Source organism: Roseomonas sp. AR75 (assembly GCF_005222815.1).
In the GTDB taxonomy this organism is placed as follows: Bacteria; Pseudomonadota; Alphaproteobacteria; order Acetobacterales; family Acetobacteraceae; genus Falsiroseomonas.
On the sequence record NZ_STGB01000002.1, the window covers coordinates 128656 to 155417 of the forward strand.

A 26762-nucleotide genomic window follows, 5' to 3' on the forward strand; every position below is an offset into this window, starting at 1 on the left:
CCTTTCCCGGCGGAGCGCTCCATCCCCTCGCCGGGCAACCACGCCGCCGCAACGGCGCTGTCACCGGGTGAGGACCATCCTGCCGCGCATCCTTCTGCTCCTGTTCTGCCTGTTGCTGGCCGTCCCGGCCACCGCCCAGGAGCAGGATTCCAACCTCCCCTACACGACCACGCTGGTACCGACCGGCGAGGACGCGCTGGATTCCGCGCTGACCCAGGCATCGCAGCTCCGCAGCCTCGCCGAACCGGCGCCGGTGGATGCCTATGGCCTGGTCGCGCGCGCCCGCGCCGAGCCGCGCCGGCTCGAGGAAGTGCTGCATTCCCGCGGCTATTGGGCCGGCCGGGTCCAGGTGAGCATCGGCGGCGTGCCGGCGGAGACCACGGGCCTTGCCGACCGCCTCGCCGGCTCCCCCGCCCCGCCGGAGGGGGTGGGCGTCGAGGTCCGCGTGATCCCCGGCCCGCGCTACACGCTCCGACGCATCGAGACCCGCGCCGCGACCCAGGCCGAGGCGCCGGCCGTCGCGGCTCTGGGCACGCCGGCCGGCATCGCGCCCGGCGATCCCGCCGCCGCCGGCCCGGTGCTGGACGCCGAGACGGCGCTGATCGACGGGCTGCGCGACCTCGGCCACCCGCTTGCCTCCGTGATCGACCGCGCCGTCACGGTGGATCACGAGGCGCAGCGGATGGACGTGGTCTGGACGCTCTCGCCCGGCCCGAAGGCGGATTTCGCCACGCCCGCCATCACCGGAGAGACGCAGGTCAACCAGGCGCTGATCCGCAAGGTGGCCGACCGCATCACCGGCGACCCCTTCTCCCCGGCGCGGCTGGAGCGGGCGCGGCGCGAACTGCTTTCGCTCGGCGCCTTCGACACGGTGCGCGCCCGCGCCGGCGAGCGGCTCGACGCGGCGGGGCGCCTGCCGGTGACCTTCGCCGTCGCCGACCGCCCCCGCAACGCCGCAGGCTTCAGCGTGGCCTATGAGACAGAGTTCGGCCTCTCGGGCCGGGTCTACTACGAGCGGCGCAACCTCTTCGGGAATGCCGAGACGCTGCGGCTGGAGGCGGAGGTTTCCCGGCTCAGCTCCGGCAGCATCACCGCCGACACGAACTACCGCGCCAGCGCCACCTTCCGCCGTCCCGGCCTGTTCGACGGGCTGACCACGCTGATCCTGGAAGCGACCGCGCTGCGCGAACAACTCAACGCCTATGATCGCGATGCGGTCATCGCCTCCGCCCTGCTGGAACGCCGCTTCGGCGAGCGCTGGCTGCTGCGCGGCGGCCCGATCTTCGAAACGGGGCGCATCGGCCCGCCCGAGAGCGACGATCTCGAACCCTACACCCTCGTCGGCTTCGTCGGCGCCGCGCGCTACGACGCGACCGATTCGCTGCTGGACCCGCGCCGCGGCTGGCGGCTGGATATCGCCGCGACGCCCTATTACGACCTGCTGGAAGGCGGCACCTTCGTGCGCGCCCTGGGCACCGCGCGCACCTATTTCGACCTGCGCGGCGATGGCGGGTCCGTGATCGCGCTGCGCGGCACAGCGGGCAGCCTGCTCGGCGACAGCGCCGCGGCGCCGCTCGACAAGCGCTTCTATGCCGGCGGCGGCGGCTCCGTGCGCGGCTACGGCTTCCAGAGCATCGGCCCGCGCAACGCGCAGGGCCAGCTCACCGGCGGCGCCAGCCTCGCCGAGGTCTCGGTCGAGCTGCGCCAGCGCGTCTCCGGCCCGATCGGCGTGGTCGCCTTCCTCGATGGCGGCACCGCGAGTGAGTCCGATACGCCGGATTTCGCGGATATGCGCTACGGCGTCGGCCTTGGCCTGCGCTATGCCACGGCGATCGGGCCATTGCGCGTCGATGTGGGCTTCCCCCTCACGAAGGAACCGGGCGATACCGGGTATGGCATCTATGTCGGCCTTGGCCAGGCGTTTTAGCCGCAACCGCTGGCGCGTCCTTGCGCTCGCGCTGCTGCTTCTCGCGCTGGCGCTGCCGGTCGGCGCGCAGGATGCGGCGCGCGGCACCTGGATCGAACGGCAGCTGCAATCCTGGGTGCCGGGGCTCGGCCTGCAGGGGCTGCGCAACCCGCTCTCCTCCAGCCCGGGCTTCACCCGGCTGACGCTCTCGGATTCGCAGGGCGTCTGGCTGGAGATCGAGGATGGCAGCGTCGAGTGGTCGCCGACCGCGCTGCTGCGCCGGCGCATCGAGATCCGCCAGCTCAGCGCAAGCCGCCTCATCGTGCATCGCGCCCCCGTCTCGGACACGCCGGCGCCGGCCGATGCGCCGCCCGGCCAGCTTCTGCCCGAACTGCCGAGCCTTCCCGTCGCCATCCGCGTCGACAGCCTGCGGATCGAGCGGTTGCAGCTGGACGAGGGCCTGCTGGGCGAAGCCGTGGCACTGTCCACCACCGGGGGCATGCGGCTCGACGACGAGGGCCTCGACCTCTCGCTCGACGCGACGCTGATCGACGGCGGCGCGCTGCTGACCCTGCAGGCGACGCTGCGCCCCGGCACCGGCCGCCTGAACGCCGCCGCGACGCTGCGCGGCGATGCGGGCGGCGCGCTCTCCCGCGTGGCCGGGCTCGGGCAACGGCCGCTGTCGCTCGACCTCACGCTGGACGGGCCGGCCGAGAGCGCCGCCTTCACGCTGCGGGCCGAGGCCGGCGAGGGCGTCAGCGCGAATGTGGAAGGCACCATCGCCGCGCCCGACAGCGCGCGGCTTGGCGTGACGCTGGACGGGCAGGTGAACGCCTCTGGCCTGCTGCAGCCGCCGCTGGCCCGGCTCGCCGGCCCGCTGGCGCTGCGGCTCGACACCAGCCGCATGGCCGATGGCGTCTTCGACCTGCGCGCGCTGCACATCGCCGGCACCGCCGGTACGGTGGCGGGGAATGGTCGGCTGGACCTTTCGGGGCCGCGCAGCCAGCTCAGCGTGACCGCGGACCTCGCCGGGTCGGAGGCCTTCGCGGGGCTGCTGCCGCCCGACACGGTCGGCTGGGAGTCGTTGCGCGCCGAGGCGGAGGTCAGCGGTCCGCTCAATGCGCCGCGGGTCGCGCTGACCGCGACGCCCGCCGGCTTCACCAGTGCCATCGAACCATTGCAGGCACTGCTCGGCGCCACGCCGCGCATCGTGCTGCGCGCTACGGCGCCGGACCGGATCGAGGCCTTCTCCGTCACCGGCCAGGCGCTGGAAGCCTCGGCACAGGGGCAGGTCGGGCAGACGCTGGACCTGACCTTCGCCGCCAATGTCTCGGCGCCCGAGGCGGCGGTGCCCGGCGTCTCCGGCGCGCTGAGCCTGCAGGGCACCGCGACCGGGCCGGCGGGCGACCCCACCCTGACCGTCACGGCACGCTCCGACCGGCTGGAAGCGGCGGGCCGCGTGCTGGAGGCGCTGTCGCTGGATGCACGCATCGCCAGCCCCGCAACCCGGCCCGATGTGGATGCGCGGCTGACCGCGACACTGGAATCGCTGCCGGTGGAACTCACCGTGCGCGGCACGCCCGAGGATGAAGGCTGGCTGCGCCTGCAATCGGCCGATGCGCGGGTCGGCCCGGCGCGGCTGACCGCCTCAGGCCGTGTGCAGCCGACGCAACTGCTCGCCGAGGGCGAGGCGCGGCTGGACGCGCCGGACCTCGCGCCGCTCGGCCGGCTCGCCGGGCAGGAGATCGCCGGCGCGCTGCGGGCGGAGGCGCGCGGCACCGTGGATAACGGCCAGCAGCGCATCACGGCGCGCGTCGAGGCGCCGCGCTTCGCCGGCTTCGGCGTCACGGCGCGCGAGGTGACCGCCACCGCCGAAGGCCGGCTGGATGCGCTGGACGTCGCCCTCTCGGGCACGGCGAACGAGGTGCAGGCCGAGGCCCGCGGCACGGTGCGCGCGCTGGAGGATGGCGCGCGTCGCGTGGACCTCGCCGCGCTGCGCGCCACGGCGCAGGGCGAGACGATCCGCCTGGCCGCGCCGACGCGCGTGACGCTGCGGCCGAACGGCGCGGTGGAGATCGCCGCGACCACGATCGCCCTGCCGCGCAACGGCACGCTGCGCGCCGAAGGGACCTGGGGGCCGGAACGCGCCGATATCCGCGCGACGCTCGCCGCGCTCAACCTGGCCGGCTTCGCGCCGCTGCTGCCGGATGTGAACCCGGCCGGCACGGTGACGGGCGAGGCGCGCATCACCGGCCCCGTCGCCTCGCCCGAGATCACCGCAAACCTGCGCGGCACCGGCCTGCGCGCCGGCCCCGATGCCGCGCGCGCCCTGCCGCCGGGTGAGCTGCGGCTGGACCTGCGGCGCACCGGCGCGGGGCTGCTCACCGCCGATGCCGACCTCCGCCTCGGCCCGCAGCAGCGCCTCAACGCGACCGCGCGCTTCCCGCAGGGACCCGGCGCGGAAGCGCCCTTCGAGGCGACGCTGAACGGCAACATCGACCTCGCCGCATTGTCGAGCCCGTTCCTGTCGGCCGGCGCCGACCGGGTGACCGGCCGGCTGACGCTCGGGCTGCGCGCCAGCGGCACGCCGGGCAATCCCGTGCTCGGCGGCGAGGCGCGTCTGGCCAATGGCAGCTACCGCAATGGCGTCTATGGCGTGAACATCAGCCAGCTTGCCGGCACGCTGCGCCCCGATGGCCAGCGGCTGCGCGCCGACCTCACCGGCCGCACAAGCGGCGAGGGGCGGCTGGCCCTGGCCGGCACCATCGCACCCTTCGAGGCCGGGCTGCCGGTGGATTTGCAGGTGACCGCCACCAACGCGCAGCCGGTGGCAAGCGACCTGCTGCGCGCCACGCTCGACGCCGATCTCCGGCTGCAGGGCCAGGCGACCAATGGCGCGACGCTGAGCGGACCGATCCGCATCCGCCGCGCGGAGATCCGCATTCCCGAAAGCCTGCCCGGCGGCATCCGCACGCTGGACCCGGTGCGGGAGATCGGCACGCCGCCCGGACGCGCGCCGCGCCCGGCACGCCCCGCGACGCAACCCGGGGGGACCGCGCCGAGCTCGCCCATCGCGCTGGCGCTGACGGTGGAGGCGCCGCGCAACGTCTTCGTGCGCGGCCGCGGCGTGGATGCGGAGCTCGGCGGCCAGCTTGCCATCGGCGGCACCATCGCCGCACCCGACATCAATGGCGAGCTGACCATGCGGCGCGGCGACGTGACGGTGATCGGCCGCCGCATCGCCTTCGACCGCGGCGTGCTGGACTGGAATGGCGGGCTGCTGCCCGAGCTGGACCTGCGCGCGACCAGCCAGGCCGGCAGCGTGACGGCGCGGGTGGAGATCACGGGCTCGCCGACGCAGCCGCAGATCGTCTTCTCCTCCACGCCCGAACTGCCGCAGGACGAGGTGCTGGCGCGGCTGCTGTTCGACCGCCCGCTGCGCCAGCTTTCGCCCTTCGAGATCGCGCAGATCGCGCAGGTGCTGGCGGGCGCGGCCGGGCTTCCGGGCGGCGACGCCGCGGGCGGCTTCCTGGAGCGCATCCGCCAGACGCTCGGCCTGGACCGGCTGGCGGTGGGCAGCGAGAGCGAGCGCGCCGCGCGCAACACCTCCGCCGAGGATCGCAGCGGCGCCACGCTGGAGGCCGGGCGCTACGTGGCGGACGGCATCTATGTCGGCGTGCGCCAGGGCACCGAACCGGGATCGAGCCGCGTCGGCGTCCGCGTGGACCTCGGTCCCAGGCTGCGCCTGGATGCGGAGACGGGGGACCGGGAATCGGGGAACCGAGTGGGGCTCAGCTACGAGTGGGAGTGGGGGAGGTAAGCAGCGCCGATGGTGCAAATGCTCCCTCCCCTGCGATAGCGGGGGAGGGTCGGGGTGGGGGCACGACCGTCAGCGCAGGATTTTTCGCCTCACTCCCCCGGCACCACCACACGTCGTGGCGCCAGCATCTCCAGCGCGCCGCCCTCGCCCGGCGCGAAGCCGTGCAGCCAGAACCAGCGCGCCTCCGGGTCCTTCGCGCCCATCACCGGCGAGGGCGCCGACAGGATCCGCACCCCGCCGCATTCGCCCATCCAGTCGTAATGCCGGTGCCCGTGCAGCGCGACGAGGCGCTGCGCCTGGCGCCGCAGCCGCCACACCACCCAGTGCCCGTTGACCAGCGCCGTGCCGATCCGGTCCGCCAGCTTCGCGCCGGGCCGCGGATACTCCACCAGGTGATGATGCAGGCAGACCAGCCAGCGCGCGGCCGGGAATTGCCGCATCGCCGCCTCCGCCGCGTGCATCTGCGTCGCATCCACGATGCCGAGCGCATTGGTGAAGGAGAAATGCGTGCGCCCGTTGGAATCCAGCAGCAGCACGCCGAGCCCGTCGGGCTCCGTCGGCGGCGCGACCAGCGGGAAGATCGCGTCCCACACCGCGCTGGCGTCATGCCCGTCGCGCAGCCGCCCGCGATCCATGAAGCGCGCCAGCATCGCCGCGCGCCCATCCGCCGCAAGGTAGTCGTCCAGCGTCGGCCCCAGCCGCTTCGCGCCGCGGTCCACCAGATGCACGCGCCCGCCCTGCAGGGTGGCCATGGCGGCAAGCATGCGCAGCCGCCGCAACGTGCCGCCGGGCGCGATGGGCAGTTCCAGCCGCGCGGGATTGGCGCGATCCACGATGTTGACGTCGTGGTTGCCCGGAATGATCAGCGTGCGCTCGCGCAGCGCGGGATGCGCCGCCATCGCCTCGTCGAAGGCGACGAACTCCTCGCTGCGCGCGGCATCGGTGATGTCGCCGGTGATCAGGATCCAATCGAGTGGTCGCGCCGCGTGCTCCGCTTCCAGCAGGTCCATGGCGCGCAGGAAGCGGCCATTGCCGCGCGGGCCGTCACGGCCGCATTCCAGCCGGAAGCCGTAGCGCGTGGAGACCAGGTGGATGTCGGACAGATGCGCCACGCACCAGCGCGGCGTGCCCTCCGGCCAGTCCTTCGGCAGGTCGCGCGGCGTGCCGGCCCAGGTCTCGGCCAGAGCCCAGGCGGGCGCTGCGACCATGACATAGGCGGCGACGGCCCAGGCGGCGTTGCGCAGCGCGACCTCGGCTGCGGGCCACACATCCTGCGGCGCGGCCAGCGGGACGACGAAGCGCGGCAGCGGACCCAGCGCCCAGGCGACGGCGGCGGCGCCCAGCGCGATCAGCACGCCCGCGATGACGCCCGCCGAGGCGCGCGCCGCGGCATAGCGCCGGTCGGGCGAGGCCGCCTCGATCGCGCGGCCGATCAGTTCGCGGATCGCGGTGTAGAGCGGCTGCACCAGCGTCGCGCCAAGGTTCCAGAAGCTCTGCTCGACGAAGCGCAGGGCGCGCAGGCCCCAGTACCAGGCGACGAACAGCGCCACCGCCAGCACCAGCAGCCCGAAGGACAGGTGGAAGCCGACGGAGATCTTGTCGGCCACCGTGCGCAGATACCAGGCCAGCGCGATGGGCGCCGCACCGACGGTCAGCGCCGGCAGGACGATCAGCGAGAAGATCGCCAGGGCGAGCTTCGGGAAGCTGATCTCCACCAGCATGCCCGCCGCATGGCCGAGCAGCGTCTTGCTGACCGTGGAGGAGGCGTCGTCCTCCAGGTCGCCGTCCCGCGGGTCCGAGAAGATCATGCTGGCGTGCCTGCCCGCTGGCGCGGCCAGGCCTTCAAGCGCCAGCGCGGCACCTCCGTGCCGCTCGGCTTCGCGGCAAAGGCCGCGGCGCGCCTTCGCGCGCTCGGCCGGCTGCGCCGGCCGCCTGATGCGCAGGATGCCCGCGGTCTCATCCCTTCACCGCACGCCAGACATATTGCAGCGGCATGCTGCGTTTCAGCCAGTCATTGGGATCGACGCCCATCGCCTGAAGCCCCGGCGCCAGCGCGCGGGCGAAGGCCAGCGCGCGGTCCTTGTCGAAGATGCGCGGCGCCAGTTCCACCGGGCGCAGCCCGGCCGCCTCGATGGCCTGCTGCATCGCCTCGCGGGTGAACCAGCGCAGATGCGTGCGGTCGAACAGGCCCATCTCCTCATAGCGCCACTTCCCGGCCAGCAGCCGCGCGGCGAATGACCAGTGCTCGATGTTCGGCACGCAGACAAGCAGCGTGCCGCCGGGCACGAGCAGCGCGGCGTCGCGCTTCAGCACGCCCCAGGGATCGCGCAGGTGCTCCAGCACGTCGCCATACACCAGCACGTCCAGCGTGCCCGGCGCGATCGGCGGCGATGCCGCCTCGATATCGATGCGATGGATCGCGTCGTAATGCCGCGCCGCGTGCTCGGCCAGGGCGGGGTCGGGCTCCACGCCCTCCAGGCGCGCGGCGTGCCCCTTCGCCCGAAGCCCGAGCCCGAGCCCGCCGGCACCGCAGCCCACATCCAGCAGCAGTCGTGCCGCGTCCGGCACGCGCGCCAGAAGGTCGGGATTGGCGGCTGCGCCATAGGTGGTGGCGGGATCGGGCGTGCTCGTCATCTCCCGCATCCTCCTGGGCTGCCGGCACTGTGCATGGTGCGGCCACGCAATCAAGCGCGGGTGATTGGAAGCCGCGCCGGGCGCATCCCATCCATGATGCATCCGCGATGCGGCCGGCGCGATATGGCCGCGAAGCTCATGCAGGAGGACACCGGGATGGATGGCAGCGATCTGCAGCGGCGCATGGGCGATCCCAGCCGCCGCCCACCACGGGAAGCGATGGAGGCGCTGCGGCGCAACCAGCAGGCATCGCAGGGCGGCACGGCCGAGGATTGCCTGAAGGTGGCGCGCGACCCCGAGAAGCGCCTGGAACCGCTGCGCCGGGAGACGGGCGCGGCCTGAACCGGCCGCGGCCGCCCGGTTGACGGGGCGGCCGCGCCTCTCCATTCCCCGGGGCATGCCCCCGCCGCCGCTGCTCCATCTCCGAGACATCCGCCTGCGCCTGGGGTCCACCTGGCTGCTGGACGGGGCGGAACTGATGGTCGGCGCAGGAGAGCGCGTGGCGCTGGTCGGCCGCAACGGCTCCGGCAAGTCCACGCTGCTCAAGGTCGCCGCCGGCATGATCGAGGCCGATGGCGGCACGCGCTTCCTCCAACCCGGCGCCACGCTCCGCTACCTGCCGCAGGAGCCCGACCTTGCAGGGTTCGCGACCACCGGCGCCTATGTCGAGGCCGGGCTCGCCCCCGGCGACGACCCGCACCGTGCGCGCGTGCTGCTGGAAGGCCTCGGCCTGACCGGGGAGGAGGCGCCAGCGCGACTTTCGGGCGGCGAGGCGCGGCGCGCGGCGCTGGCGCGCGTGCTGGCACCGCGGCCGGACATCCTGCTGCTGGACGAGCCAACCAATCATCTCGACCTGCCCGCGATCGAGTGGCTGGAAGCCGAATTGATGCAGCTGCGCGGCGCGCTGGTGCTGATCAGCCATGACCGGCGCTTCCTGGAACGTCTCTCGCGCGCGATGGTCTGGCTCGACCGCGGCACGACGCGCCGCCTGGAGGAAGGCTTCTCCGGCTTCGAGGCCTGGCGCGACCGCGTGCTGGAAGAAGAAGAAGCCGAGGCCCACAAGCTCGCGCGAAAAATCGTGCGGGAGGAGCACTGGCTGCGCTACGGCGTGACCGCGCGCCGCAAGCGCAACGTCAAGCGCCTGGCCGGCCTGCACGAGCTGCGCAAGCGCCGCAAGGAACGCGTCGCCGCCGTCGGCACGGTGCGGATGGCGGCGACCGAGGCGGACGGATCGGGCACGCTCGTCGTCGCCGCGGACGGCATTTCCAAGCGCTTCGGCGACGCGCCGCCGGTGGTCCAGACGTTTTCCACGCGCATCCTGCGCGGCGACCGCGTGGGGATCGTCGGGCCGAACGGCGCGGGCAAGACCACGCTGCTGCGCATGCTGACCGGCGCGCTTGCGCCGGACGAGGGCGAGGTGCGGCTCGGCACCAACCTGCAGATGGTGACGCTCGACCAGATGCGGGCCGGGCTCGATCCCGACATGACGCTGGCCGATGCGCTGACCGGCGGCCGCGGCGACCAGATCCGCGTCGGTGGCGAAGCGAAGCACGTCATCGGCTACATGAAGGAGTTCCTGTTCGTCGCCGAGCAGGCGCGCACGCCGGTTGGGATGCTCTCGGGCGGGGAGCGCGGGCGTCTGATGCTGGCGCGCGCGCTGGCGCAGCCTTCCAACCTGCTGGTGCTGGACGAGCCGACCAACGACCTCGACCTGGAGACGCTGGATCTGCTGCAGGAGCTGCTGTCGGACTACCCCGGCACGGTGATCGTCGTCAGCCACGACCGCGACTTCCTCGATCGCGTCGCGACCAACGTGATCGCCTGGGAAGGCGATGGGCGTTGGCAGGATTATGCGGGCGGCTATTCGGACATGGTCGCGCAGCGCGGCCGCGGCGTGCAGGCGAAGGTTGCCGACATCCCGCGCCGCGAAACGGAAACGCGGATGGCCGAGGAGGTCGCGCGCGCCGAGCCGAAACAGAAAATGTCGTTCAAGGACAAGCACGCCCTCGAAAGCCTCCCCGCGCGCATCGCCCAGCTCGAACGCGAGATCACGGCGCTTCAGGCGCAGCTTGCCGATACGGGCCTCTATGCCCGCGACGCCGCGGGCTTCGCCGCGCGCAGCAGCCTGCTCGGCAAGAAGCAGGCGGAGCGAGAGGCGGCGGAGGAGGAATGGCTCCGCCTGGAACTTCTGCGCGAAGAGCTGGAAGGCTAGGCTTCGGCGCATGACCCCCGCGCAGCGCGAGCAGAACGTCCTGCTCGGCATCGGCTTCATGATGCTGGCCGCGACGATCCTGCCCGTGATGAACGGCTTCGTGCAGTGGCTCAACCTGCGCTACCCGCCGGAACAGGTGGTCTGGGCGCGCATCACCGGCCACCTGGTGATCATGCTGGCCATCATGCTGCCGCGCTCCGGGCTGCGCGTGCTGGCCACCAACCGCCCCGCGCTGCAATTCGGCCGCTCGCTCTGCCAGTTGAGCTCCACCTCCTTCTACTTCGTGGGGCTGGTCACGCTGCCGCTGGCCAAGGCCGCCGCGGTCGGCTTCCTCGCGCCCTTCATTGTCACGCTGCTCGCCTGGCCGATGCTGGGCGAGCGGCTGCGCGCGGCGCGGCTGGCTGCCGTGGTCCTCGGCTTCATCGGCGTGCTGGTGGTGATCCAACCCGGCAGCGACAGCTTCCAGGTGGCGTCCCTGCTGATCCTCGGCAGCGCAGTGACGAATGCGCTCTATCAGGTGCTGACGCGCAAGGTCGCACCGCATGACCGGCCGGAGACCTCCGTGCTCTGGAGCGCGCTGGTCGGCGGCGTGGTGCTGACGCTTGCCGTGCCCTGGTTCTGGACCACGCCGGCCACGCTGCTTGACCTCGCCGCCTTCATCGCGGTCGGCGCCATCGGCGCGGCCGGGCACTACTGCGTCGCGCGCGCCTTCGGCCTGGGGCCGGCGGCGGTGATCGCGCCCTTCCACTACTGGCAGATCGTCAGCGCCACCATCATGGGCGTGCTGCTGACCGGGCTCTGGCCGGAAGGCGCCACCTGGCTTGGCGCCGCGATCATCGTCGGCGCCGGCGTGTTTCTTGCGATCAACGAAGGCCGCCGCCGCTGACGCCGCGCACGGAACGTGGCATGCATGGCCGCGCAGCACGGGAAGCAGTCGCATGACGATCGGCGTGGGCGGGTCCGATTTCGCCACGGAACTCGCTTCCATCCGCAACCAGCGGGACGCGGTGCCGCCGATCGGCGCGGAGGAGCACGCAAGCCGCGTGGAACGCGCCCAGGCGCGCATGCGCGAACTCGGCATCGCCGCGCTCTGGCTGGACGGCACCACCAACCTCGCGTGGCTGACGGGCCTGAAGCACGGCCAGAGCGAGCGCCCGGTCGGCGCCATCCTGCCGGCGCAGGGCCCCCTGTCCTACCTGTGCCCGGAATTCGAGGTGGAGCGGCTGCGCACCATGCTGGCCCTGCCCGGCGAGGTCCGCGGCTGGGAGGAGGACGAGGACCCCTACGCGCTCTTCGCGGAGATGCTGCGCGAGGCGGATGTGGCGGGCGGCACCGTGGCGCTGGACGACATGGCCCGCGTCTTCGTCGCCGAGGGCATGCGCGGCGCGCTGCCGAACCACCGCTTCATCGCTTCCGGCCCCGTCACCAGCCACCTGCGGGAGCGGAAGACGGAGCAGGAAGTCGCGATCCTGCGCCAGGCCATGGGCATGACGCTGGCCATCCACGCCGCCACGGCGCGCGCCCTCACCCCCGGCGTGACGACGACGGAGGTCGGCGATTTCCTCGCCGCCGCGCATCGCCGCGCCGGCTTCGATGCCGGACCGTCCTTCTCCATCGTGCTGTTCGGCGAACCCACCGCCTATCCACACGGCGTGCCGTATCCGCAGACGCTGCAGGATGGCGACGTGGTGCTGATCGATGTCGGCGCGCCGCTGCATGGCTACGTCTCCGACATCACCCGCAGCTACGTGTTCGGCACGCCGACGCCGCGCCAGCGCGAGATCTGGGACCTGTCCAAGCGCGCCCAGGCCGCCGGCTTCGCCGCCGCAAGGCCGGGCGCGCCCTGCGCCGCGATCGACGACGCCTGCCGCGCGGAGGTGGTGAAGGCCGGCTTCGGCCCCGGCTACAAGGTGCCGGGCCTGCCGCACCGCACCGGCCACGGCATCGGCATGGACGTGCACGAGGCGCCCTATTTCGTCGGCGGCAACCGCCAGCCGCTTGCGGTGGGCAACACCGGCAGCATCGAGCCGACCATCGCGATCTATGGCGAGTTCGGCATCAGGCTGGAGGACCACATCGTCATCACCGAGCATGGCGCCGCCTGGCTGACGCCGCCGGCGAAGTCGGTCGACGATCCCTTCGCGCTGGAAGGCGGCCGATGATCACCCTCTACGGCCTGTATCGCTCCCGCGCGCTGCGCTGCCTCTGGGCGCTGGAGGAGATGGGGCTGCCCTATCGCCTGGTGCCGGTGATGCAGGCGTTTCGGCTGACCGACCCGGCCGCGCCTGACGCGCCCTTCAACACGCGCTCCCCCGGTTTCCTGAAGCTCAACCCGGCTGGCTCGGTGCCGGTGCTGGAAGAGGACGATGTCGTCCTGGCGGAATCGCTGGCCATCAACCTGCACCTCGCGCTGCGCCATGGCGGGCCGCTCGGCGCGGCCGATGCCGCGGAGGCCGCGCGGCTCGCACAGTGGACCCTGTTCGCCGCGACCGAGATCGAGCCGCGCAGCCATCCCATCCTGATGCACCGCGTGCAGCTTCCGCCCGCGGAGCGCAGCGAGGCGAAGGTGGCGGAGGCGGCCTCCGCGCTCGCGCGCCCCTTCGCGGTGCTCGACCAGATCCTGGCGAAGGGCCACCCGGTGGGCGGGCGCTTCACCGTCGCCGACATCGCGCTGGCCGAGACCGTGCGCTACGCGCAGCCCGCGCCGGCGCTGTTCGAGGCCGCACCGCATCTCAAGGGCTGGCTTGCCGCCTGCCAGGCACGGCCGGCCTATCGCCGGATCCTCGCCCGGCGCGAAGAGGAGCCGGCGCTGTAGCCGGCGCATCAAGGGAAGGAATGGGAATGCTGACCATCTACGGCGTGCTGCGCTCGCGCGCCTCGCGCAATGTCTGGCTCGCGCATGAGCTGGGCATGCCCTTCGCGCATGTCCCGGTGATCCAGGCCGGCCGCGCCGCCGGATCGGGCGTGGCGCTGAACACGCGCTCGCCGGAGTTCCTCGCGATCAATCCGAACGGCCGCATCCCCGCGATGAAGGATGGCGACCTCGTCCTCGCTGAATCGCTCGCCATCAACCTCTACATGGCGAAGAAGGCCGGTGGCACGCTGGCGCCAAAGGACCTGGCGGAGGATGCGCAGATGACCGCCTGGTCGATCTGGGCGATGACCGAGGCCGAGCCGCACACCATCGAGGTGCTCTACAATTCCATCGGCAAGCCGCCCGCCGAGCGCGATGCCGCGAAGCTCGCGGCCTCCGTCGCGGCGCTGAAGGCGCCCTTCGCCGTGCTGGACGCGGCGCTGGCGAAGGACGGCTTCGTGGTGGGCGGCCGCTTCACCGTGGCGGATGTGAACCTCGCCGAGGTGATGCGCTACGCCCAGCCGGCGCCCGAGCTGTTCGAGGCCGCGCCGCATGTGAAGGCCTGGCTCGCCGCCTGCCAGGCGCGCCCCGCCTTCCAGCGCATGATGGCGGAGCGCAACCAGGAACCCGCCTAACCCTCCGCGATCACCTTCATCAGCCCTGGCACCGCCAGGGCTGCGAAGACCTCGGCCGCCGCCACGTCGGCCTCCGTGTACCATTGCGCCTCGTGCAGCAGGTTGATCGTGCCGATGCTGCGCCCATCCCAGCGCACCGGCACGTTCAGCACGCTCTCGCAGCCCAGGCTGCGGATCAGCTCGTGGTCGAAGAACACGTCCTGGATGTCGGCATAGGTGCGGCCGATATAGGCCTGCCCCTCGCCCAGCACGCGCTGGAACCAGTGCGTCCGGTTGATCGGCTTGCGCCCGCCCACCGGATACTCGCGCGGCATGTTGGAATAGTAGCGCTGGCTTTCCTCGGCGCCGGGATGCACCACCAGGATGGTGAACAGACGGTGGCCGATCGCCGCGCCCATCGCCTTGTCCAGCGCGGCGAACAGCGGCGCCGGTTGGCCGCCCTCCGCGGCGGCGGCAACGACGGCGGCGTAGTGCGGGGCTGGTTCGGCGCGGCTCATGGCGAGGACCTCGTTCTTGTGCGTTCGGGGATCAGCCCCTGCGGGCGGAAGCGCAGCAGCAGGATCAGCGACAGCGCGATGATGCTCTCGCGCAGCGCCGCCTTCTGCACGGGCGACACGCCCGGGATCTCCTGCGCGATGAAGCGCGTGCCTTCCAGCAGCAGCACCACCAGCAGCGCGCCGACCACCGCGCCGCGCATGGAGCCGACGCCACCCGCGGTCAGCGCCAGCACGATGTAGATGGTCAGCAGCGGCGCGAAGCCGTCCGGCGCGATATAGGCGTTGTAGTGGGCGTAGAGCGCGCCGGAGAAGCCGACCACCGCGGCGCCCAGCGCGAAGGCGCGGACCTTGAACCACAGCACCGGCTTGCCCGCCACCGCCGCGACGTCCTCGTCCTCGCGGATCGCGCGCAGCACGCGGCCGAAGGGCGAGTGGGAGGCGCGCGCCAGCAGCACGAACACCACGCCCACAGCGGACCAGACCAGTGCCAGGAAGATCAGGTTGAAGGTCTGCGGCGAGACCTCCCCGCGCCAGGGGCCGGGGATGCCGCTGATGCCGTCGGTGCCGTTGGTCAGCCACACCTCGTTGGAAGCGACCAGGCGGATCACCTCGGCGAAGCCGAGCGTCACGATGGCCAGGTAGTCGCCACGCAGCCGCGCGACGATCACCGCCATCAGCGCGCCCGCCGCGGCAGCCACCAGCGCGCCCGCGGCCCAGCCCAGCGGCATCGGCCAGGCCAGGTTCTTCGTCAGCAGCGCGGTGGCATAGGCGCCGAGGCCGAAGAAGCCGACCAGGCCGAGATTGACCATCCCGGCGAGGCCCCAGATCACGTTCAGCCCCAGCGCCATCAGCGCATAGAAGCCGGCGAAGACCAGCATGGCGATGATGTAGGCTTCCATCAGCCGCGCCGCCCCAGCAGGCCCTCGGGCCGGATCGTCAGCACAAGCAGGATGGCCAGGAAGGCCGTGACAGTGCGGTAGGCCGGCTCCAGCAGCACGCCCGCCATCTCCTCGCCGAGCCCGACCACCATCGCGCCCAGCGCCGCGCCGGGGATGGAGCCGAGCCCGCCCACCACGGCGGCGGCGAAGACCGAGAGCACCACGCGGAAGCCGGTCAGCGGATCGATCGAGGTGTCGAGCCCGATCAGCATGCCGCCGAAGCCCGCAAGCCCCGCGCCGATGAAGACCGCGACGCGCGCGATGCGCTCGGGGTCCACGCCCTTGATGTCCGCGAGTTGCGGATTGTCCGCCACCGCGCGCATCGCGCGGCCGAGCCGCGTGAAGGCCAGCAGCGCGAACAGCGCCGAGGCCGCGATCGCGGCATAGATCGCGTTGGAAAGCTGCTGCGGGTTCACCCGCACACCGTCGAAGCGCCAGTCGCGGAACACCGGCAGGTCGTAGCCGCGCAGGTCGTTGCCGAAGAAGAAGCGGACGATGTTCTCCAGCAGCAGCGTCAGCGCGACGGAGGCGATCGCGACCGTCAGCGCGCCGGAAGGCCGCAACGGCTTGAGCGCGGTTTCCTCCGCCAGCAGCCCGATGGCGCCCGCGGCAAGGAAGGCGACGAGCAGTGCGAAGCCGGCGGGCAGCCCCCATTGCGTGTTGGCGATCCAGCCGGCGAAGGCGCCAACGGTCGCATAGCCCGCCACGGCGAAGTTCGGATAGCGCAGCACCGCGAAGATGCAGTTGAAGCCGATGGCCGGCAGCATCAGGATGCTGCCGGCCATCACGCCGTTGAGCAGGACCTGGAGAAGGTCGCGCCAGTCCTGGATCAAGCGAGTTCGATCAGCTCGAAGCGGCCGTTCGCGGCGCGCTCGTAGCGGAAGCGCGTGCCGCGGATGTCGCCGATATCGTCGAAATCCACCGGGCCGGAAGCGCCTTCGTAATTCACCGGCCTGCCCGCCGCGATGGCCTTGAGCCCGTCGGTGACGCTGGTCACCTTCTCGCCGTCCCCCTGGCTGATCTTGCGCACGTTGTCGCGGATCGCCGTGCCGGATGCGTCGCCGGCCAGCGCCGCGGCGAGGATCGCGAGCGTCGCATGGTCGTTCGTCTGCGCCGAATAGGGGTCGACCGGCGTGTTGCCGAAGCGCGCCTGCAGGCGCTTGAAGGCGTCGCTGTTCAGGTCGGGGCTCGGCTGGAAGGTGATCAGGCCGTTGGTCACGTCGTTCGGCAGCGATTGGAAGATGGCGGGCGGCGCGGCGTAGGCGAAGGTGAACTTCCGACCGTCGAAGCCCGCGCGATACAGTTCGCGCAGCAGGATCGTCACGTCCGGCAGATAGCCGTTGAGCATCACCGTGTCCGAGCGCGAGCGCATGAGCTGGTCGATCTCGGAGCGGAAATTGGTCTTGTCGCGCTCATAGATGATGAACCCGGTCACCTGCCCGCCGGCGGCGCGGAAGCGCTCCGCCATCACGTCCTGGCTGGACTGCGCGAAGGGCGACTGCGCCGCCAGGTGGAAGATGCGCCGCGCGCCCTGCTTCAGCAGCCAGTCGCTGCCGGTGGTGATCTGCAGCTTGCTGTTGGGCTGGGTGCGGAAGATGTAGCCCTGGTGGGGCAGCAGCGTGATGGAATCCGCGCCCGAGACGGTGAAAAGCGGCCGCCGGTTCTCCCAGCAGAGCGGCGCGACGGCGGTGGTGACGGAACTCGCCCAGGTGCCCATCACGGCGGAGACGTTGTCCACGTCGATCAGCTTGCGCGCGCCGCGCACGCCGGCGTCGGGGTTGGTCTGGTCGTCCTCCGCCACCACGCGGATCTGCCGGCCGCGGATGCCGCCCGCGGCGTTGGCTTCCTCGATCACGCCCTGGATGGCGCGCAGCATCGCGGGCCCGTACGGGCCGCCCGCGCCGGTCAGCGGCGGCAGCGCGCCGAAGGTCACCGGCGCGCCCTGGCCGAAGGCCCTGCCGCCGATGGCAAAGCTCGTGACGGCGCCGGCAGCGCCCAGCAGGGCGGCGCGGCGGCCGATGTGCAGGTTGGTCATGGGTTGTCTCCCTCTCCCCGTTGCAGATTAGCCATGCTCAGCCGCCCAGGAACAGGCGGCGCACTTCGGGATCGGCGGCCAGCGCCTGCGCCGCGCCGGTGCGGGCGACGCGCCCATCCACCAGCACGATGCCGTCCTCGGCGATGGCCAGCGCTTCCAGCGCGTTCTGCTCGACCATCAGGATGGCGGTGCCTTCGGCGTGGATGGCGGCGATGCTGTCGAACAGGAATTCCGCGGCCTTGGGGCTGAGGCCGGCGCTCGGCTCGTCCAGCAGCAGCAGCTTCGGCTGCACCATCAGCGCCATCGCCATCGCCAGGATCTGCCGCTGCCCGCCGGAGAGCGTGCGCGCAGCGCGGCGGCGCTTTTCCGCAAGCACCGGGAAGCGCTGCATCAGCGCCTCTGTCCGCTGCCGCACCAGCGCGCGCGGCTCCAGGTAGCCGCCCATCTCCAGGTTCTCGCGCACCGTCAGGCTGGCGAAGATGTTCGCTTCCTGCGGCACGAAGGCGACGCCGCGCGCGGCGATGCCGCGCGGCGGCAGGCCGGTCAGCGTCTCGCCATCCAGGCGGATGCTGCCGGCCTTGGGCTTCAGGATGCCGGCGATCGCCTTCAGCAGCGTGGACTTTCCCGCCCCGTTCGGCCCGACGATCGCCGCCATCCGTCGCGGCGCGAGGGAGACGGTAATGCCCTTCAGGATCTCGTCCGCCGCACCGTAGCCGCCGACGATGCCCTCGATGTCGAGCAGCGCAGCCGCGTCACGCATGCACGCGGCGTCCCATATAGGCTTCCTGCACGCGGGAATCGCCGGCGATGGAGTCGAAGCCGCCTTCCGCCAGCAGCTTCCCCTCGGCCATGACGATCACGGGATCGCAGAGCGAGGCGACGAAATCCATGTGGTGCTCCACCACCAGCACCGTCATGCCCTCCTCCCGCAGATGCGCGATGTGGCGCGCGATCTCCGCGGCGAGCGTCGGGTTCACGCCGGCCACCGGTTCGTCCAGCAGCAGCAGGCGGGGCTCGGCCATCAATGCGCGACCGATCTCCATCAGCTTCTTCTGCCCGCCCGACAGCGCCGCGGCCGGGTTGTCCAGCACGCGCGTCAGGTTGAGCCGCGCGGCGACCGCCACGGCCTGCGCGCGCAGCGCCTCCTCCCGCCGCCGCGTCGCCGCGCCGCCGAGCATCGCGACCGACAGCGTTTCGCCAGGCTGGTGCTGGCCGTAGAGCAGCAGGTTCTCCAGCACCGTCAGGCGCGGGATGCCGCGCGCGATCTGGAAGCTGCGCACCAGCCCCGCCCGCGTCACGCGGTCGGGGCGCGCGCCGGTGATGTCCTGGCCGTCGAAGATGACCTTTCCGCCATCCGGCCGGATCACGCCGGAGATGCACTGGAAGGCGGTGGACTTGCCGGCGCCGTTCGGCCCGATCAGGGCCGTGACGGTGCCGCGCCGGACCGTCAGGTCCAGCCCATCCAGCGCCACCACCCCGCCGAAGCGCCGGACGAGGCCGCGCACCTCCAGCAAGGGTGCCGTCATCACGCGAACGCTACACGCGGCCTTCGCCGGCCGGAAGGGGCGCCCCCTCTTGCGCGGCGGTAGGACGTCCTCTTATTCGACCTTGCCGGGATGGAACGCTCAGGGAGTACCCGCCTTCATGTCGCATCGCCTGCTACTGGCCGCCGCCGCCGCGGCGCTGACCCTCGGCTCCATGCCCTCCGCCTTCGCGCAGGACGCTGCCGCGGGACAGCGCGTGTTCAACCAGTGCCGCGCCTGCCATGTGATCGAGAACAACGGCCGCAATGGCGTCGGCCCGAACCTGCACGGCGTGGTCGGCCGCCGTGCCGCCTCCATTGAGGGCTTCCGCTACTCCGCCAACATGCGCGAGCTTGGCGAAGGCGGCCTGACCTGGACGCCGGAGAAGCTCGACGAATACCTCACCAATCCGAAGACGCTGGTGCCGCGCGGTATCATGGCGTTCGCTGGCCTGCGCAACGAGCAGCAGCGCAAGGACGTGATCGCGTATCTGCAGTCGCAGTCGAACTGACTCACCCGGCGCCTGGCGCGTCCCGCAGCAGCGGGGCGCGCAGCGCCAGCACCTCGGCCACGGCCTCGGCAAAGGCGGCGCGCTCTGCCTCGCCGACCGCCAGCGAGAGCGCGACCATGCCGCGGCGGGCGACGTAGAAGCCGCGCTCGAGCAGGTCGAGGAACAGCAATTCCTTGAGCGGCTGGCTGCCGGCAGCGGCCTCCGCGGCGTTGCGCGGCGGCTGCTGCGCCACATGGAACGCCATCATGCTGCCGCGGCCGGTCACCTGCACCGGCACGTCCTGCCGCCTGGCGATGCCGTTCAGCGTGGCGCGCAGCGCATCGCCGCGCGCATTGTGCGCGCGCGCCTCCTCCGGCGTGTAGATCTCCTCCAGCGCCGCGATACCGGCCGACATGGTCAGCGTGTTGTTGTTGAAGGTGCCGGCATGCGGCACGGCGTCGGCGCGTCGCGGATCGAACATGCCCATCAACTCCGCGCGGCCGCCGAAGGCGCCGAAGGACATGCCTCCGCCGACATACTTGCCGAGCGTGGTCAGGTCCGGCGTGACGCCCGTTGCCTCCTGCAGCCCGCCCGGCGCCAGGCGGCTGGTCATGACCTCGTCGAAGATCAGCAGCGCGCCGGTCTCCTCCGCCAGGGCGCGCAGCCCTTCCAGGAAATCCTGGTCGGCAGGGATGCACCCGCCGCCGCCGAGCATCGGCTCCAGGATGATCGCCGCCAGGTCGCCCGCATGCGCCCGCGCCACCGCACGCGCGGCTTCGAGGTCGTTGTAGGGCGCGACCACGGCCCGGTGCGGCACGTTGATCGCCGGCGGCGCCCCGCGCGGGAAGCCGAACAGGCTGCCGTGATACCCGCCCTCGAAGCCCAGGATCGTGCGCCGACCAGTGGCGATGGTGGCGCAGGCCAGCGCCAGCAGATTCGCCTCGGTGCCCGAATTGGTGAAGCGCACCTGGTCGATCGAGGGGAAGCGGTCGCAGATGAGCCGGGCGAAGCGGGCCTCGAACGCGTTGTGGGCCGTCAGGTTCAGCCCCCCATCCAGCGCCCGCACCACCGCGGCGCGGATCGCGGGGTGGGAGGCGCCGAACAGCCCCGCGGTGTATTCGCCCGCCAGGTTCACATAGGTCAGGCCGTCCGCGTCGGTGACGCGGCAGCCCTCGCCTTGCAGCACTGTGAAGGGGAAGGGCCCGTGGAACAGCACGGTGCGGGTGTTGCCGCCCGGCATGACCTCCGCCGCGTCGAGGTGCCGCGCACGGCTCTCCGGACGGCGCCGGGCATAGGTCTCGCGAGCCTCGGCCAGGGCCTGGTCCAGCGTCATGTTGCGGCCGTGCATCGAATTCGTGTCCCTTCCCGAGAGGCCAGCCTTCCGCAGCATGGCGGCCTGCGCAAGCCGCGGGTTGCCAGATGGCGCCGAGGCGCTATGCGTCCGCCCGGCAGGATGGGGAGAGGGGCATGACACCGCTGCTCGAAGGGCTGCGCGTGGTGGAAGTCTCGGCCTTCGTCGCCGCGCCGATCGGCGGGATGACGCTGGCGCAGCTCGGCGCCGATGTGGTGCGGATCGACCCGCTGGGCGGGAACATCGATATCGGCCGCTGGCCGCTCGCGCCCTCCGGCACCAGCCTCTACTGGACGGCGCTCAACAAGGGCAAGCGCAGCGTCTCGCTCGCGCTGAACACGCCGGAGGGGCAGGAGATCGCCGCCGGGTTGATCGCGGAGGCCGGCATCCTGCTGACCAACCTGCCCGCCGAGAAGGGCTGGATGTCCTATGCCGCGCTGTCGCAGCGCCGGCCGGACCTGATCATGCTGCGCCTGACCGGCACGCATGATGGCGGCAATGCCATCGACTACACGGTGAACGCCGCCGTCGGCTTCCCGACCGCGACCGGCGAGGATGAGCGCCCGGTCAACCATGTGCTGCCGGCCTGGGACGTGGCGGCGGGGCTCTATCTCGCCACCGGGATCATCGCGGCCGAGCGGCGCCGCGCGCGCACGGGCGAGGGCGGCGAGATCACGCTCGCGCTGTCCGATGTCGCCTACGCCACCGTCGCCAATCTCGGCTATGTCGGCGATGTGCAGGTGAACGGGCATGTCCGCCCGCCGCTCGGCAACGCCATCTACGGCGCCTTCGGCCGCGATTTTTCCACGTCGGACGGGCGCAGGGTGATGCTGGCGGCGATCTCCAACCGGCAGTGGCGCGCCATCGGCAAGGCGACCGGGCTGACGGAGCGGCTGGCCCTGATCGGCCAGGTGATGGAGGTGGACATGGATGACGAGGGCGGGCGCTACACCGCGCGCGACGCGATCTGCGCCGTGCTCGCCCCCTGGTTCGCCGCGCGCAGTCTGGCCGAGGTACGCGCCGCCTTCGACGGCTCCGGCGTGCTCTGGGGCGCCTACCAGGATTTCGGACAAATGGTGCGGGAGGATCCGCGCTGTTCCGCCGCCAACCCGCTGTTCCACGAGATGGAGCAGCCGGGCGTCGGGCGCGTGCTGACGCCCTCCGTGCCGTTGCAGCCTGCGCTGCCGCCGCGCCCCGCCTCCCCGCTCGGCGCCGACACGGATGCGGTTCTGGCCGAACGGCTTTCGCTTTCCGCCGCGCGCATCGCCGAGCTGCGCGACGCGGGCATCCTCCCCCGGGACAAGTCATGACCGCCGTGTTGACCGAGTGCCGCGCGATCCTCGCGGCCGCCGAATCCCTGCTGGAAGCCGCGCGCGCGGCGATGGCGCGCCGGGTCGCGCCCGGCGGGCGGATGGATTCCGTCGCGCTGGAAGCCGAGCAGTTCGGCGCGCATGCGCTGGCCTGGACCGCGACCTATGTCGAGGCGCTGCGCCAGGCGCTGCGCTGGGGCGAGCGGCTGGAAGCCGGCGACAAGCTGGGCGCGACGGAGCGCGCGATCCTGACGCTCGGCTTTGCCGAATATGGCGGGCAGCTCGCCGGCGGCATCCCGATGAGCCAGCTCGAGATGGCGCGCCCCGCCGATATGGGCCTGGACGATGCGGCGGTGGCGCCGCTGCGCGCCGCGCTCGCGCCCTTCGACGCGCGGCGGATGACGGCTTCCTGCGCCGCGATGCTCGCCGGGCTGGAGGCGGAGAGCTACGGGGAGATCGCACTGGACGACCCCGACATGGCGCTGCTGCGCGAGACCTTCGTGCGCTTTGCCGCGGCAGAGGTCGCGCCCTTCGCGCAGGACTGGCACGCGCGCAATGCGCTGATCCCGCTGGAGACGGTCGCGAAGCTCGGCGAGCTCGGCGCCTTCGGCGTGACGATTCCGGAGGCGCATGGCGGCCTCGGCCTCGGCAAGGTCGCGATGTGCCTGGTGAGCGAGGCGCTGAGCGAGGGCTATGTCGGCGTCGGCTCCCTCGGCACGCGCAACGAGATCGCGGGCGAGCTGATCGGGCTGAATGGCACGCCGGAGCAGAAGGCGCGCTGGCTGCCGGGCATCGCATCGGGAGCAATCCTGCCGACGGCGGTGTTCACCGAGCCGAACACGGGCAGCGACCTGGCCAACCTGCGCACCCGCGCGGTGCGCGAGGGCGACGTCTTCAAGGTGTATGGCGCGAAGACCTGGATCACGCATGGATCGCGCAGCGACATCATGACGCTGCTGGTTCGGACAAACCCCGAGGCTCCGGGCCACAAGGGCCTGTCCATGCTGATCGCGGAGAAGCCGCGCGGAACTGAAGAAGATCCCTTCCCGGCGCCGGGCATGTCGGGATCGGAGATCGAGGTGCTCGGCTATCGCGGCATGCGGGAGTACGAGATTTCCTTCGAGGGCTTCGAGGTGCCGGTGGCCAACCTGCTCGGCGGCGTGGAGGGCCAGGGCTTCCGGCAGCTCATGGAAACCTTCGAGAGCGCGCGCATCCAGACCGCGGCGCGCGCGCTCGGCGTGGCGCAGAATGCGCTTGCACTCGGCCTGTCCTACGCGCGCACGCGCATCCAGTTCGGCAAGCCGATCCTGCAATTCCCGCGCGTGTACGGAAAACTCGCGATGATGGCGGCAGAGACGATGCTGGCGCGCCAGCTCACCTATTTCGCCGCGAAGGAAAAGGATGCCGGGCGGCGCTGCGATGTGGAGGCGGGGATGGCGAAGCTGCTCGCCGCGCGCGTCGCCTTCGCCAATGCGGATGCCGCGCTGCAGATCCACGGCGGCAACGGCTATGCGCTGGAATACCCGATCAGCCGCGTGTTCTGCGACGCGCGCGTGCTCTCCATCTTCGAGGGTGCCGCGGAGATCCAGGCGCACATCATCGCGCGCGGCATCCTGGGGCGGCTGAACTAGCATGCCCTTCCCCGACCTTCCCGCCCCGCTCGCCCGCGCACTTGCCGCGCGCGGCTATGCCGAGCCCACCGCCGTGCAGCAGGCCGTGCTGGCGCCGGAGACGGCCGGGCGCGACCTGCTCGTCTCCGCGCAGACCGGCTCCGGCAAGACCGTCGCCTTCGGCCTGGCGCTGGCGCCAGAACTGCTCGGCGGGTCCGAGCGCGTCGGGCCGCCACGCGTGCCGCTGGCGCTGGCCATCGCGCCGACGCGCGAACTCGCCTTGCAGGTGCAGGCGGAGCTCGCCTGGCTCTATGCGGAAGCCGGTGCGCGCGTCGTCGCCTGCGTCGGTGGCACCGATCCGCGCGCGGAGCGCCGCGCGCTCGACCTCGGCGCGCATATCGTCGTCGGCACGCCGGGGCGCCTGCGCGACCACCTGGAACGCGGCAACCTCGAGCTCACTGGGCTGAAGGCCGCCGTGCTCGACGAGGCCGACGAGATGCTGGACATGGGCTTCCGCGACGAGCTGGAAGCCATCCTGGACGTCACGCCGCAGACGCGGCGCACGCTGCTGTTCTCGGCGACCATCCCGAAGGAGATCGCCTCCCTCGCGAAGCGCTACCAGCGCGACGCGCTGCGCATCGCCGCGACGGCCGAGGGCGGGCAGCATGGCGACATCGCCTACAAGGCCGTGGTCGTGCCGCCGCGCGAAGGCGAGCGCGCGCTGGTAAACGTGCTGCGATGGCATGACGAGCGCGCCATCGTCTTCTGCGCCACCCGCGCCGCGGTGAACCGGCTGCACGGCAACCTGACGGAACGCGGCTTCAACGCCGTCGCGCTCTCCGGCGAGTTGACCCAGGCGGAACGCAACCGCGCGCTGCAGGCGCTGCGCGACCGGCGCGCGCAGATCTGCGTCGCGACGGACGTCGCAGCGCGCGGCATCGACCTGCCGGAGCTCGGCCTGGTCGTGCATGCGGAACTGCCGCGCGACCGCGACACGCTGCAGCACCGCAGCGGCCGCACCGGCCGTGCGGGGCGCAAGGGGCTGGCCGTGCTGCTGGTGCCGGCGAACCGGCGTCGCGAAGCCGACCGCCTGCTCTCCGCCGCGCGCATCCAGGCCGAATGGGGCCCACCGCCCTCGGCCGAGCAGATCCGCGCGCGCGACAACGAGCGCCTGGTGGAGCAGGCGATCGAGGCCGCCGGCACCGCGACGAACGAGGCGGAACCGATGGCGCTCGGCCGGCGCGTGCTGGAGGCGAAGGGCGCGGAGGCGGTGGCGGCCGCGCTGCTGCGCGCGCTCGGCGCCGCGCTGCCGGCGCCGGAGGAAATCGAGCCACCCGAACCCGCCGCGCCACGCGGCCCGCCGCAACAACGCGACCGGCGCGAGGGCAGCGGCGGCGAGGGCGCCTGGTTCCGGCTCAGCGTCGGCCGTTCGCAGAACGCCGATCCGCGCTGGCTGCTGCCCTTCCTCTGCCGCCGCGGCCATGTGACGCGGCAGGAGGTCGGGCGCATCCAGGTGATGGAGCGCGAGACGCGCGTGGAGATCGCGCCCTGGGCCGCCGCGCGCTTCGCCGCCGCGGCGCGGCGCCACGATGCGGATGACGAGAACATCCACATCGCGCCGATGCAGGCACCGGAAGCGCCCGGCGCCCGCCCGCTGAAGCGGCGCCCCGCGCCCCCGCCGCGGCGCTGAGCGCGCTTACCCTGGCAGCACGAGGGAGGCGGCGGGCAGGTCCGCATCCGCCGTCACCGTGGGAATCACGCGGAGATAGGCGGTCTCCCCGAACATGCCGAGGCTGCCGGAGGCGTTGGTGCCGAGCCTGAAGGTCGTGAAGCCGGCGCTTGGCCCGCCGGTGGCGGCCACAACCGCGCCGCCGTTCAGGCTTGCCGCGGCGCGTCCCGCGCCGTCGATGGCCAGCGCCAGGCGCAGCGGCGCGTTCACCGTCGCGGTGCCGCTCAGCACGCTGGTCGAGCCCGTGCCGTAGATCCGGATGTTGCCGTTGGCCGGCTGCTTGTCGACCACCCAGCGCACCGTGTTGGTGCCGTCGTCGATCTGCAGGATGGTCAGCCCGGTGCCGGTGGGAAGCTGCGGCAGCCGGCCGGACCACAGCACCGTGCAGGCGCAGCTTGCGGGCAGGCCGAGCGCGACGAGGCTGGCATTCACCAGGTCCGCGCCGCGCGTGCTGGCCTGCGCCAGGCCGACCGGCGGCAGGACCAGGGTTGAGGGGAAGGCAGAGTTGGTTTCGCTGCTAGCGCCCCAGACCAGCAGGTCCGCCGTGGCGCTGTTCCCCGCGCCGCCGTTCAGCATGATGCGGTGGAGGGCACCGCCGGCGCTGACGCCGAGCCGGCGCCAGGTGGCGTCCACGCTGGATTGCGAGCCGGCCGTGGTGGAGGTGGTGCCGATCTGGACGCTTGCCGTGCCGCCCAGCGTGCGGATCCAGACATGGCGCGCCGCGCTGGTGGAGGTGCTGCGCTGCAAGCCGGAGAAATCCGTGCTGGCGGTGCCAGGGCCGCGGTCGAGTTGCAGCCGGGTGGCCGTGAAGCTGCCATCGGGCGCAGCAATCGCGCCGTAGTTCGGCGTGACGACCGGGGCGCTGCCGCTGCCGCCGCTCTGCGTCGTCCAGCCGCCGGCGCTGGTGAAATCGATCGGGTCGACGATGTCGTTGGTGCGCTGCCCCTCGACCACGAGGCGGGCGCCGGAGCCGGAGAATCGCGGCACATCCGCGCCGAAGGCCTGGATGGTCGCGTCGTCGCTGCCGAAGGCGGTGGCGCGGGAATTGACCTGCGCGCGCAGCAGGGCGAGCGGCGCATGGATCGCGCCCTCCGAGATCAGCACGCCCTCCTCGGGCGATGCGACGGACATGCCGGCGTGCACGCCGAGCAGGGCGGGAAGCGCGATCAGGCTCATCGGGGCGTCTCCAGGGCGCGGAACGGCACGGCCGGAATGGGC

Annotated in this window: 22 protein-coding genes; 12 read left to right on the top strand and 10 right to left on the bottom strand. The window is 72.3% G+C overall.

The genetic code is table 11. From position 1 onward, the window contains the following. The first annotated feature begins 67 nt into the window (after positions 1-67). Positions 68-1927 carry an autotransporter assembly complex family protein gene (locus E4T13_RS08515; RefSeq protein ID WP_137177864.1) on the top strand — a complete coding sequence of 620 codons (1860 nt, stop codon included), beginning with the start codon at positions 68-70 and terminating at the stop codon, positions 1925-1927. Next, on the top strand, positions 1911-5726 hold the full coding sequence (locus tag E4T13_RS08520; protein ID WP_137177865.1) for a translocation/assembly module TamB domain-containing protein: 3816 nt from the start codon (positions 1911-1913) through the stop codon (positions 5724-5726). Before E4T13_RS08515 ends, E4T13_RS08520 begins: the two co-directional genes overlap by 17 nt. Positions 5727-5815: 89 nt before the next feature. Here E4T13_RS08520 and E4T13_RS08525 read toward each other — a convergent pair whose 3' ends face one another. Further along, entirely contained in the window at positions 5816-7534 is a 1719-nt protein-coding gene (locus tag E4T13_RS08525) for a metallophosphoesterase (RefSeq protein ID WP_137177866.1), read from the bottom strand. Positions 7535-7682: 148 nt separating this feature from the next. Next, positions 7683-8360 (bottom strand): bifunctional 2-polyprenyl-6-hydroxyphenol methylase/3-demethylubiquinol 3-O-methyltransferase UbiG, encoded by a 678-nt coding sequence (locus E4T13_RS29810; RefSeq protein ID WP_170984884.1) that lies wholly within the window; start codon positions 8358-8360, stop codon positions 7683-7685. A 123-nt stretch (positions 8361-8483) separates the two neighbouring features. On the opposite strand from E4T13_RS29810, the gene E4T13_RS29815 reads away from it, so the two are divergent. From E4T13_RS29815 to E4T13_RS08555, 6 genes are read left to right on the top strand one after another with little or no spacing between them, the layout of a single operon-like run. After that, positions 8484-8702: a hypothetical protein gene (locus E4T13_RS29815; RefSeq protein WP_170984885.1), complete on the top strand. Its 219-nt coding sequence runs from the start codon at positions 8484-8486 to the stop codon at positions 8700-8702. Positions 8703-8757: 55 nt separating this feature from the next. Further along, the gene (locus tag E4T13_RS08535) at positions 8758-10572 is read left to right on the top strand and encodes an ABC-F family ATP-binding cassette domain-containing protein (RefSeq protein WP_137177868.1); all 1815 of its coding nucleotides are present in this window, start codon (positions 8758-8760) and stop codon (positions 10570-10572) included. Positions 10573-10582: 10 nt separating this feature from the next. Then, on the top strand, positions 10583-11458 hold the full coding sequence (locus E4T13_RS08540) for a DMT family transporter (RefSeq protein ID WP_137177869.1): 876 nt from the start codon (positions 10583-10585) through the stop codon (positions 11456-11458). Positions 11459-11510: 52 nt separating this feature from the next. Then, positions 11511-12734, top strand: a complete 1224-nt coding sequence (locus E4T13_RS08545) for a Xaa-Pro peptidase family protein (RefSeq protein WP_137177870.1) — start codon at positions 11511-11513, stop codon at positions 12732-12734. After that, a complete protein-coding gene (locus tag E4T13_RS08550) occupies positions 12731-13387 on the top strand; it encodes a glutathione S-transferase family protein (RefSeq protein WP_137177871.1) in 657 nt (218 codons plus the stop codon). The genes E4T13_RS08545 and E4T13_RS08550 overlap by 4 nt, the downstream gene beginning before the upstream one ends. 26 nt (positions 13388-13413) lie before the next feature. After that, positions 13414-14061, top strand: a complete 648-nt coding sequence (locus tag E4T13_RS08555; RefSeq protein ID WP_137177872.1) for a glutathione S-transferase family protein — start codon at positions 13414-13416, stop codon at positions 14059-14061. Here E4T13_RS08555 and E4T13_RS08560 read toward each other — a convergent pair. The 6 genes from E4T13_RS08560 to E4T13_RS08585 are packed head-to-tail and all read right to left on the bottom strand — an operon-like array spanning position 14058 to position 19057. After that, on the bottom strand, positions 14058-14558 hold the full coding sequence (locus E4T13_RS08560) for a GAF domain-containing protein (protein WP_137177873.1): 501 nt from the start codon (positions 14556-14558) through the stop codon (positions 14058-14060). The two genes, E4T13_RS08555 and E4T13_RS08560, sit on opposite strands and share 4 nt — an antisense overlap. Then, positions 14555-15457 (bottom strand): branched-chain amino acid ABC transporter permease, encoded by a 903-nt coding sequence (locus E4T13_RS08565; RefSeq protein WP_137177874.1) that lies wholly within the window; start codon positions 15455-15457, stop codon positions 14555-14557. Before E4T13_RS08565 ends, E4T13_RS08560 begins: the two co-directional genes overlap by 4 nt. Further along, complete coding sequence (locus tag E4T13_RS08570; protein WP_240791045.1) at positions 15457-16329, bottom strand: branched-chain amino acid ABC transporter permease; 873 nt, start codon at positions 16327-16329, stop codon at positions 15457-15459. Before E4T13_RS08570 ends, E4T13_RS08565 begins: the two co-directional genes overlap by 1 nt. Continuing rightward, positions 16326-17531 (bottom strand): ABC transporter substrate-binding protein, encoded by a 1206-nt coding sequence (locus E4T13_RS08575; RefSeq protein WP_137177875.1) that lies wholly within the window; start codon positions 17529-17531, stop codon positions 16326-16328. Before E4T13_RS08575 ends, E4T13_RS08570 begins: the two co-directional genes overlap by 4 nt. 37 nt (positions 17532-17568) lie before the next feature. Further along, positions 17569-18291, bottom strand: a complete 723-nt coding sequence (locus E4T13_RS08580; protein ID WP_137177876.1) for an ABC transporter ATP-binding protein — start codon at positions 18289-18291, stop codon at positions 17569-17571. Then, entirely contained in the window at positions 18284-19057 is a 774-nt protein-coding gene (locus tag E4T13_RS08585) for an ABC transporter ATP-binding protein (RefSeq protein WP_137177877.1), read from the bottom strand. The genes E4T13_RS08580 and E4T13_RS08585 overlap by 8 nt, the downstream gene beginning before the upstream one ends. A 118-nt stretch (positions 19058-19175) precedes the next feature. On the opposite strand from E4T13_RS08585, the gene E4T13_RS08590 reads away from it, so the two are divergent. Then, positions 19176-19565, top strand: a complete 390-nt coding sequence (locus E4T13_RS08590; RefSeq protein ID WP_137177878.1) for a cytochrome c family protein — start codon at positions 19176-19178, stop codon at positions 19563-19565. Position 19566: 1 nt separating this feature from the next. On the opposite strand, the gene E4T13_RS08595 is transcribed toward E4T13_RS08590, so the two are convergent. Continuing rightward, positions 19567-20892 (bottom strand): aspartate aminotransferase family protein, encoded by a 1326-nt coding sequence (locus E4T13_RS08595; RefSeq protein ID WP_137177879.1) that lies wholly within the window; start codon positions 20890-20892, stop codon positions 19567-19569. 119 nt (positions 20893-21011) lie between these two features. Between E4T13_RS08595 and E4T13_RS08600 the strand changes: the two genes are divergently transcribed. From E4T13_RS08600 to E4T13_RS08610, 3 genes are read left to right on the top strand one after another with little or no spacing between them, the layout of a single operon-like run. Continuing rightward, positions 21012-22205 (top strand): CoA transferase, encoded by a 1194-nt coding sequence (locus tag E4T13_RS08600; protein ID WP_137177880.1) that lies wholly within the window; start codon positions 21012-21014, stop codon positions 22203-22205. Next, positions 22202-23836, top strand: coding sequence for an acyl-CoA dehydrogenase family protein (locus tag E4T13_RS08605; RefSeq protein WP_137177881.1), 1635 nt, complete (start codon positions 22202-22204; stop codon positions 23834-23836). Before E4T13_RS08600 ends, E4T13_RS08605 begins: the two co-directional genes overlap by 4 nt. A gap of 1 nt (position 23837) precedes the next feature. Continuing rightward, positions 23838-25505, top strand: a complete 1668-nt coding sequence (locus tag E4T13_RS08610; RefSeq protein WP_137177882.1) for a DEAD/DEAH box helicase — start codon at positions 23838-23840, stop codon at positions 25503-25505. Positions 25506-25511: 6 nt separating this feature from the next. On the opposite strand, the gene E4T13_RS08615 is transcribed toward E4T13_RS08610, so the two are convergent. Next, positions 25512-26720: a hypothetical protein gene (locus tag E4T13_RS08615; RefSeq protein WP_137177883.1), complete on the bottom strand. Its 1209-nt coding sequence runs from the start codon at positions 26718-26720 to the stop codon at positions 25512-25514. Positions 26721-26762 lie beyond the last annotated feature (42 nt).

Excerpts from the sequence above, each read along its gene's own strand:
- E4T13_RS08525 (WP_137177866.1), bottom strand. The coding sequence starts at position 7,534 with ATGATCTTCTCGGACCCGCGGGACGGCGACCTGGAGGACGACGCCTCC.
- E4T13_RS29810 (WP_170984884.1), bottom strand. The coding sequence starts at position 8,360 with ATGACGAGCACGCCCGATCCCGCCACCACCTATGGCGCAGCCGCCAAT.
- E4T13_RS29815 (WP_170984885.1), top strand. The coding sequence starts at position 8,484 with ATGGCCGCGAAGCTCATGCAGGAGGACACCGGGATGGATGGCAGCGAT.
- E4T13_RS08535 (WP_137177868.1), top strand. The coding sequence starts at position 8,758 with ATGCCCCCGCCGCCGCTGCTCCATCTCCGAGACATCCGCCTGCGCCTG.
- E4T13_RS08540 (WP_137177869.1), top strand. The coding sequence starts at position 10,583 with ATGACCCCCGCGCAGCGCGAGCAGAACGTCCTGCTCGGCATCGGCTTC.
- E4T13_RS08545 (WP_137177870.1), top strand. The coding sequence starts at position 11,511 with ATGACGATCGGCGTGGGCGGGTCCGATTTCGCCACGGAACTCGCTTCC.
- E4T13_RS08550 (WP_137177871.1), top strand. The coding sequence starts at position 12,731 with ATGATCACCCTCTACGGCCTGTATCGCTCCCGCGCGCTGCGCTGCCTC.
- E4T13_RS08555 (WP_137177872.1), top strand. The coding sequence starts at position 13,414 with ATGCTGACCATCTACGGCGTGCTGCGCTCGCGCGCCTCGCGCAATGTC.
- E4T13_RS08560 (WP_137177873.1), bottom strand. The coding sequence starts at position 14,558 with ATGAGCCGCGCCGAACCAGCCCCGCACTACGCCGCCGTCGTTGCCGCC.
- E4T13_RS08565 (WP_137177874.1), bottom strand. The coding sequence starts at position 15,457 with ATGGAAGCCTACATCATCGCCATGCTGGTCTTCGCCGGCTTCTATGCG.
- E4T13_RS08575 (WP_137177875.1), bottom strand. The coding sequence starts at position 17,531 with ATGACCAACCTGCACATCGGCCGCCGCGCCGCCCTGCTGGGCGCTGCC.
- E4T13_RS08580 (WP_137177876.1), bottom strand. The coding sequence starts at position 18,291 with ATGCGTGACGCGGCTGCGCTGCTCGACATCGAGGGCATCGTCGGCGGC.
- E4T13_RS08585 (WP_137177877.1), bottom strand. The coding sequence starts at position 19,057 with ATGACGGCACCCTTGCTGGAGGTGCGCGGCCTCGTCCGGCGCTTCGGC.
- E4T13_RS08590 (WP_137177878.1), top strand. The coding sequence starts at position 19,176 with ATGTCGCATCGCCTGCTACTGGCCGCCGCCGCCGCGGCGCTGACCCTC.
- E4T13_RS08595 (WP_137177879.1), bottom strand. The coding sequence starts at position 20,892 with ATGCACGGCCGCAACATGACGCTGGACCAGGCCCTGGCCGAGGCTCGC.
- E4T13_RS08600 (WP_137177880.1), top strand. The coding sequence starts at position 21,012 with ATGACACCGCTGCTCGAAGGGCTGCGCGTGGTGGAAGTCTCGGCCTTC.
- E4T13_RS08605 (WP_137177881.1), top strand. The coding sequence starts at position 22,202 with ATGACCGCCGTGTTGACCGAGTGCCGCGCGATCCTCGCGGCCGCCGAA.
- E4T13_RS08610 (WP_137177882.1), top strand. The coding sequence starts at position 23,838 with ATGCCCTTCCCCGACCTTCCCGCCCCGCTCGCCCGCGCACTTGCCGCG.
- E4T13_RS08615 (WP_137177883.1), bottom strand. The coding sequence starts at position 26,720 with ATGAGCCTGATCGCGCTTCCCGCCCTGCTCGGCGTGCACGCCGGCATG.